This window comes from Methylorubrum podarium, from assembly GCF_022179745.1.
Taxonomy (GTDB): Bacteria; Pseudomonadota; Alphaproteobacteria; order Rhizobiales; family Beijerinckiaceae; genus Methylobacterium; species Methylobacterium podarium.
In genome coordinates this window covers 1-5,692 of record NZ_BPRD01000005.1, presented here as the reverse complement: position 1 = coordinate 5,692, position 5,692 = coordinate 1, and the positions used below count along the sequence as shown (strand labels likewise).

At 71.9% G+C, this 5,692-nt stretch carries 8 protein-coding genes; 3 read left to right on the top strand and 5 right to left on the bottom strand.

Annotated elements, in window-relative coordinates; all coding sequences use genetic code 11:
- A partial coding sequence (locus MFF42_RS00285; protein WP_238253514.1) for an AraC family ligand binding domain-containing protein occupies positions 1-532 on the bottom strand: 532 nt, incomplete at its 3' end.
- A 101-nt stretch (positions 533-633) separates the two neighbouring features.
- Between MFF42_RS00285 and MFF42_RS00280 the strand changes: the two genes are divergently transcribed.
- Entirely contained in the window at positions 634-1,830 is a 1,197-nt protein-coding gene (locus MFF42_RS00280; RefSeq protein ID WP_238253513.1) for an MFS transporter, read from the top strand.
- 24 nt (positions 1,831-1,854) lie between these two features.
- On the opposite strand, the gene queC is transcribed toward MFF42_RS00280, so the two are convergent.
- Both queC and queD read right to left on the bottom strand, forming a co-directional pair.
- On the bottom strand, positions 1,855-2,592 hold the full coding sequence (gene queC / locus MFF42_RS00275) for a 7-cyano-7-deazaguanine synthase QueC (RefSeq protein WP_238253512.1): 738 nt from the start codon (positions 2,590-2,592) through the stop codon (positions 1,855-1,857).
- A 5-nt stretch (positions 2,593-2,597) separates the two neighbouring features.
- Entirely contained in the window at positions 2,598-2,954 is a 357-nt protein-coding gene (gene queD, locus MFF42_RS00270; protein WP_238253511.1) for a 6-carboxytetrahydropterin synthase QueD, read from the bottom strand.
- 51 nt (positions 2,955-3,005) lie between these two features.
- Here queD and MFF42_RS00265 point away from each other — a divergent pair, with 51 nt between their 5' ends.
- Positions 3,006-3,992, top strand: coding sequence for a hypothetical protein (locus MFF42_RS00265; protein WP_238253510.1), 987 nt, complete (start codon positions 3,006-3,008; stop codon positions 3,990-3,992).
- A gap of 12 nt (positions 3,993-4,004) precedes the next feature.
- Here the strand turns inward: MFF42_RS00265 and MFF42_RS00260 are convergent, their stop codons facing one another.
- Both MFF42_RS00260 and queE read right to left on the bottom strand, forming a co-directional pair.
- Positions 4,005-4,403, bottom strand: coding sequence for an ABC transporter ATP-binding protein (locus MFF42_RS00260; protein ID WP_238253509.1), 399 nt, complete (start codon positions 4,401-4,403; stop codon positions 4,005-4,007).
- 33 nt (positions 4,404-4,436) lie between these two features.
- On the bottom strand, positions 4,437-5,069 hold the full coding sequence (queE, locus tag MFF42_RS00255) for a 7-carboxy-7-deazaguanine synthase (RefSeq protein ID WP_238253515.1): 633 nt from the start codon (positions 5,067-5,069) through the stop codon (positions 4,437-4,439).
- A gap of 270 nt (positions 5,070-5,339) precedes the next feature.
- Here queE and MFF42_RS00250 point away from each other — a divergent pair.
- A partial coding sequence (locus MFF42_RS00250) for a D-alanyl-D-alanine carboxypeptidase family protein (protein WP_238253508.1) occupies positions 5,340-5,692 on the top strand: 353 nt, incomplete at its 3' end.

Genomic DNA, 5,692 nt, shown 5'->3' with positions numbered 1-5,692 from the left:
CCCAGGCGTCGAGGTCGAAGCTGGTGGCGGGGGCTTCGATGAGGCCGAGGCAGATCCGGCGCAGGCGCGCGTCGCTCGGCAGGGGCAGGGTCAGCTTCGTCTCCGGCGCCCGCCGAATCTCGTCGAGCACCAGCGCCGCGAGGTGGCCGCCGCGCCCGGCCTCGTCGTAGAGCACGGGCTCCCGCGTCAGGGCGGCGATCGCGGCGGCGAGCAGGGGCGAGACTTCGATGACGCGGGCGCGGGCGGGAAAGCCGGCGATCGCCTCGACCGCGAGATAGGCCGAGCACATCGCGACCGCGCCGTGCATCGCCACCGCGTGGGGCAGGCGCGGCGGGATCCAGAGGGCGTGGCCCTCCGGCACGACCCAGGTCCCGTCCTCGGCGGTCGCCATCATCAGTCCGGCGGTGGCGTAGAGCAGCTGCGCCCGCGGGTGGAAGTGCCGCTCCGTGCGGCTGTCCGCGGCAAAGGTCTTGGGCATCACCGCGACCGCGCGGGGGATGTCCTGGTAATCCTCGGCCCGGATCGAACGCATGGATCTGTTCCGCCCATTTTGGCCCGATCGCGTACACCTTCGGCCCGACGGCGTGCAACGGGTCAGATAGGGAGAGGGCAGGTTTACGGAGAGGCCGCCCGATGGACGCCGAGACCCTGTCCCGCCGCACCCTGCGCTTCGTCAACGTGGCGCACGCCCTCGACCATTTCGTGCTCCTGATCTACCCGACCGCGGTCATCGCCATCGCGGCGCAGACGGGCCTGAGCTACGGCGAGCTGATCGGGCTGGCGACCGGCGCCTTCGTCGCCTTCGGGCTGTGCTCGCTGCCGATGGGCTGGCTCGCCGACCGGTTCGGCCGGCGCAACCTCCTGGCGGTCTTCTTCTTCGGCTACGGCCTGTCCTGCCTCGGCGTGGCGAGTGCCGCGAGCCCGACCGCCTTCGCGGTCTGGCTCTGCGTGCTGGGACTCGCCTCGGCGATCTACCATCCCGTGGGCTCGACCATGCTGGTCACCCATGCCCGCCGCCTCGGCCGCGACCTCGGCGTGAACGGGGTCTGGGGCAATGCCGGCGCGGCCACCGCCTCCGGCGTCACGGCTCTGCTCGCGGCCGGCCTCGGCTGGCAGGCGGCCTTCATCGTGCCGGGCCTGTTCTGCCTCGCCGTCGGCGTCGCCTTCCTCGCGCTGGTGCCCGGCGACGGCGAGGGCGCGGGCGGCAAGACCGGGGGCGCTCCGCTGATCCCCGTGGCGCGGCCGCTTCCCCTCCTCGTCGTGTTCGCCTTCGCCATCATCGCCGGGGGCATGACCTTCAACATCACCACCATCGCCCTGCCGAAGGTGGTGGACGAGCGCGTCGGCGCGGCGCTTCCGCTCGCCCTGATCGGATCGGTGGCGACGCTCGTCTTCGCCTTCGGCGCCCTGACCCAGCTGGCGATGGGGCGGCTGATCGACCGCTACAGCCTGCCGACCCTGTTCCTGTCACTCTCGATCCTGCAGCCGCTCGGCCTCGGGCTCGCGGCGGTGAGCACGGGCCTGCCGCTGCTCGCCGGCCTCGTGCTGACGATGGCGGCGCTCTACGGGCAGGTCGTCATCAACGACGCGATGGTGGCCCGCTACGTGCCGGCCGCCTACCGGGCTAAGGCCTACAGCGTGCGCTACTTCCTTGGCTTCACCGTCAGCGGCTTCGTGGTGCCGATGATCGCCGTTCTGCACGACCGCGGCGGCTTCGGGCTGGTGCTCGGGATCGCGGCTGCCTTCGGCGCCGTCATCGTCGCCGCGGCCTTCGGCTTCTTCGTGCTCACCCGCGGGCCGGCCGCGCGCCCGCTGGTTCCCGCGGAGTAGCGGGGGCCGTGCGGGGACGCCGGCTTACCCCGCGCGGGCGGCGAGATAGCGCGAAAACCCCTTGGCGCGCAGGTCGCAGGCCGGGCAGGTGCCGCAGCCGTAGCCCCAATCGTGGCGCTGCCCCCGCTCGCCGAGATAGCAGGTGTGGCTCTCCTCGACGACGAGATCCACCAGCGCCCGCCCGCCCAGGCTCTCCGCGAGGGCCCAGGTCTGCGCCTTGTCGATCCACATCAGGGGCGTGTGCAGCACGAAGCGGCGCTCCATCCCGAGATTGAGCGCGACCTGCAGCGCCTTGATCGTGTCGTCGCGGCAATCGGGATAGCCCGAATAGTCGGTCTCGCACATGCCGCCGACGATGTGGCGCAGGCCCCGGCGATAGGCGAGCGCGGCGGCGAAGGTGAGGAAGGCGAGGTTGCGGCCGGGCACGAAGGTGTTGGGCAGGCCGTCCCGGGCCAGGGCGATCGCGCTGTCGCGGGTCAGCGCCGTGTCCGAGATCTCGCCGAGCGCGGCGAGGGAGAGCGTGTGGTCGGGTCCGAGCCGGCGCTCCCAGGCCGGGTCGAGGGCGCTCATGCCCTGCCGCAGCGCCGCGCGCCGGTCGAGCTCGACCCGGTGGCGCTGGCCATAATCGAAGCCGAGCGTCTCCACCTGCGTGAACCGGTCGAGCGCCCAGGCGAGGCAGGTCGCCGAATCCTGGCCGCCGGAGAACAGCACCAGGGCGCCGTCCCCCCGCGCCGCCTCCGAAGCGTCCGCGGCCTCCGGCATGACCGTCAATCGCCCTCGTACTCGGCCCAGGAATAGGGCGTCTCGAAGATCCGCACGCTGGCAAGCCCCGGAATCGCCGGCTTGGCGCGATGCCAGATCCAGGCCGCGATGTGCTCGGCGGTCGGGTTCTCCAGCCCCTCGATCTCGTTGAGGCAGTGGTGGTCGAGCCGCTCCAGGAGCGGCGCGAAGGCGCTCTCGATGTCGTAGAAATCCACCACCCAGCCGCTCGTCGGATCGACCGCGCCCGCGACCGTGAGCTCCACGCGGTAGGAATGCCCGTGCATGCGGTGGCAGCGGTGGGTCTCGGGCACGTTCGGCAGGCGGTGGGCCGCCTCGAAGGTGAAGGCCTGGGTGATCTTCATCGCGCGATCTTCACGGGGTCTCGAACGGTCCCGCCGCGGGGAGACGGCGGGTTGACGGCGGCCGTCGGGCGCACCGAGATCGTGGATATGTCATCGCCCCCGACGAAATGCACCCTTTATCCGGTCTTCGCGGCCGCGAGCCCGCGCTCGGTGATCTACCGGCGCGGTCCCTCGAACCAGACCTGCCTCATCGCCTGGGACCGCTCGGACGATACCTTCGCGGTCGGGCAGTGGTTCAAGGGCAGCGTGAAGCCGTCCTGGGGCGGGCTGTCGCCGGACGGCGAATGGCTCGTGAGCTTCCTCGGGAAATACAGGGGCCCGTTCGCCACCTGGACGGTGCTGTCGCGGCCGCCCTACCTCACGGCCGTGGCGCTCTGGCCCAAGGGCGACACCTGGGCCGGCGGCGGCTTCTTCCTCTCCAACGACACGCTCGTGCTGACGCACGGCGAGGGCCCCTACGACACCGCCCCCGGATCCGCCCCGCCGCCCGGCCTCACGGTGCTTCCCTTCACGCGCGCTACGGCGCCGGGGCTGACGGCGCGGGCGCAGACCGCCCCGGCGGCGAACCGCTGGCGGCCCGATCCCGAAGCGCCGGGCGGCTGGATCCTCGCCGCGCCGCAGGGCCGTGCCCGCATCCGGTCGATCAGCGAATTCACGGCCGACCCGCTCCGGTCGCTGCCCGAGAGCGTGCGCCACAGCCTGTGCGTCGAGGGCGGCCCGCCCGTGCCGCTGCCGGTCTCCGGCTGGGCGGCCTTCGACGGCAACGGCGACCTGCTGTTCTCGCAGGGCGGCGCGCTGTTCCGGCTGGGCGCGGACCGTCTCGGCGGGATCGACTCGACCGAGGCGCTCCTCGACCGCGCCCGCCGCCTCGCCGACTTCTCCGACCTGCGCTTCCGGCCGCTCGCCGCCCCCTACGCCGCGCCGCGGGTCGAGACGGAGGCCGGCTTCACCCCCGCCCTCGACCGGGTGAGCCGCGAGGACCGGCAGCGGCGGCGGCAGATGCGCAAGGCGAGCGAGCGCACGGACCGGGCCACGTGACGGCCCCCGGGCTCAGCGGGTGCGGACGGGGCGCAGCGGTCCGAGAAAGCCGCTCCATTCCATCCCCATCCCGCGGGCGCGCTGCGCGATCACGCCGAGGCCGCCCATCAGCGTGGCGATCGGCGAGGCCCGCATCTCGGGGCTGTCGAGAGCATGCCCGATCTGGCGCCCCTCCCACCACAGCTCCGCGAAGAGGGCGGCGAGAAGCCCGAGCAGCCCCCAGGTCGTCAGGTCCCAGCCGAGGAAGTAGACGCCGTAGGGCGGGGACAGCGCGGTCCCGAGATGCGACAGGCCGATCACCGCCGCGATGCCGAGAACCAGGATCAGGGGCAGCCGGATCAGCAGACGCCGGTAGAAACTCAGGGCAAGGTTGAGATCCTCGACGGAGGAATCCTCAAGGCTGAGCGTCATCACAACCATCCTTCGGCGCGTCCGCCGCGCCCGCTACGGGATCCCGATGATCTTGTGCGTCTGGAGCGAGAGCCGCCAGCGGGCATCCGACCGGCAATAGGCCACCGCCGCCGCGGTGTTGGCGGCGGCCTGCGGTCCGTCCATGGGCTGGAGGAAGCGGTGGCGGAAGGGCAGGTCCGCGAAGCGCTCCGGCGGCGCCTCGGCCTGCGGGTAGACGAGCTTCAACTCGTCGCCGGAGGTCTGGACCAGGCCGTTGCCGGCCTTCGGGCTCACGCAGATCCAGTCGATGCCGGGCGGCGCGGGCAGCGTCCCGTTGGTCTCCACCGCGACCTCGAAGCCGCGGGCATGGACGGCGGCGATCAAGGCCGGGTCGAGCTGGAGCAGCGGCTCGCCGCCGGTGAACACGACGTAGCGGTTGGCTCCGCCCCCGGCCCAGGTCGCGGCGATGGCCTCGGCCAGCGCCTCGGCCGACGCGAAGCGACCGCCGCCCTCCCCGTCCAGGCCGACGAAATCGGTGTCGCAGAAGCGGCAGGCGGCGCCTGCCCGGTCCTCCTCGCGGCCGGACCAGAGATTGCAGCCGGCGAACCGGCAGAACACCGCCGCGCGCCCGGCCTGGGCCCCCTCCCCCTGGAGCGTGTGGAACAGTTCCTTGACCGCGTAGGACATCGCTGCGTTCTTCTGCCAGGGCTTGCCCATACCCCCGCGAGGCTCGGAAGACCAAGCGGTGTACGATTTCCGGGAACGCAACCCCGATCGGCAGCTTAACCGTGGGCAAAACGCCGGGGTCTGCCATGCTCTCGCCACGGAGGGCACGTTGATGAACGGGTCTCCTCGATCCGACGCGTTCCGGACGCCTCCTCGCGAACGTCTGGGGCCGGCAACGGAATTCCTGCTCCGCGGCGTCCCGCGCCCTCACACCCTTTCGAGATTAGCCCGATGGTGAACCGTGTTTGGGGACGGCTGATCGGCTCGCTCGCGGCGCTCGGCCTGATGGCCGGGGCGGCCTCGGCGGTGACGGCGCCGATCCTCGTCGCCGATGCCGAAACCGGCAAGGTGATCTACAGCCAGGGCGCGACCGACCCCTGGTATCCGGCCTCCGTCACCAAGCTGATGACGACCTACGTCGCCCTCGACATGGTGCGCCAGGGCAAGGTCTCCCTCGACACGCTGCTGACGATCTCGGCCGCAGCCGCCGCCGAGCCGCCCTCGAAGATGGGCTTCAAGCCGGGCACGCAGATCACCCTCGACAACGCCCTCAAGATCATCATGGTCAAGTCGGCCAACGACGT

Coding starts and splice junctions, on each gene's coding strand:
- MFF42_RS00280 (WP_238253513.1), top strand. CDS start 634: ATGGACGCCGAGACCCTGTCCCGCCGCACCCTGCGCTTCGTCAACGTG.
- queC (WP_238253512.1), bottom strand. CDS start 2,592: ATGCCGGAGGCCGCGGACGCTTCGGAGGCGGCGCGGGGGGACGGCGCC.
- queD (WP_238253511.1), bottom strand. CDS start 2,954: ATGAAGATCACCCAGGCCTTCACCTTCGAGGCGGCCCACCGCCTGCCG.
- MFF42_RS00260 (WP_238253509.1), bottom strand. CDS start 4,403: ATGACGCTCAGCCTTGAGGATTCCTCCGTCGAGGATCTCAACCTTGCC.
- queE (WP_238253515.1), bottom strand. CDS start 5,069: ATGTCCTACGCGGTCAAGGAACTGTTCCACACGCTCCAGGGGGAGGGG.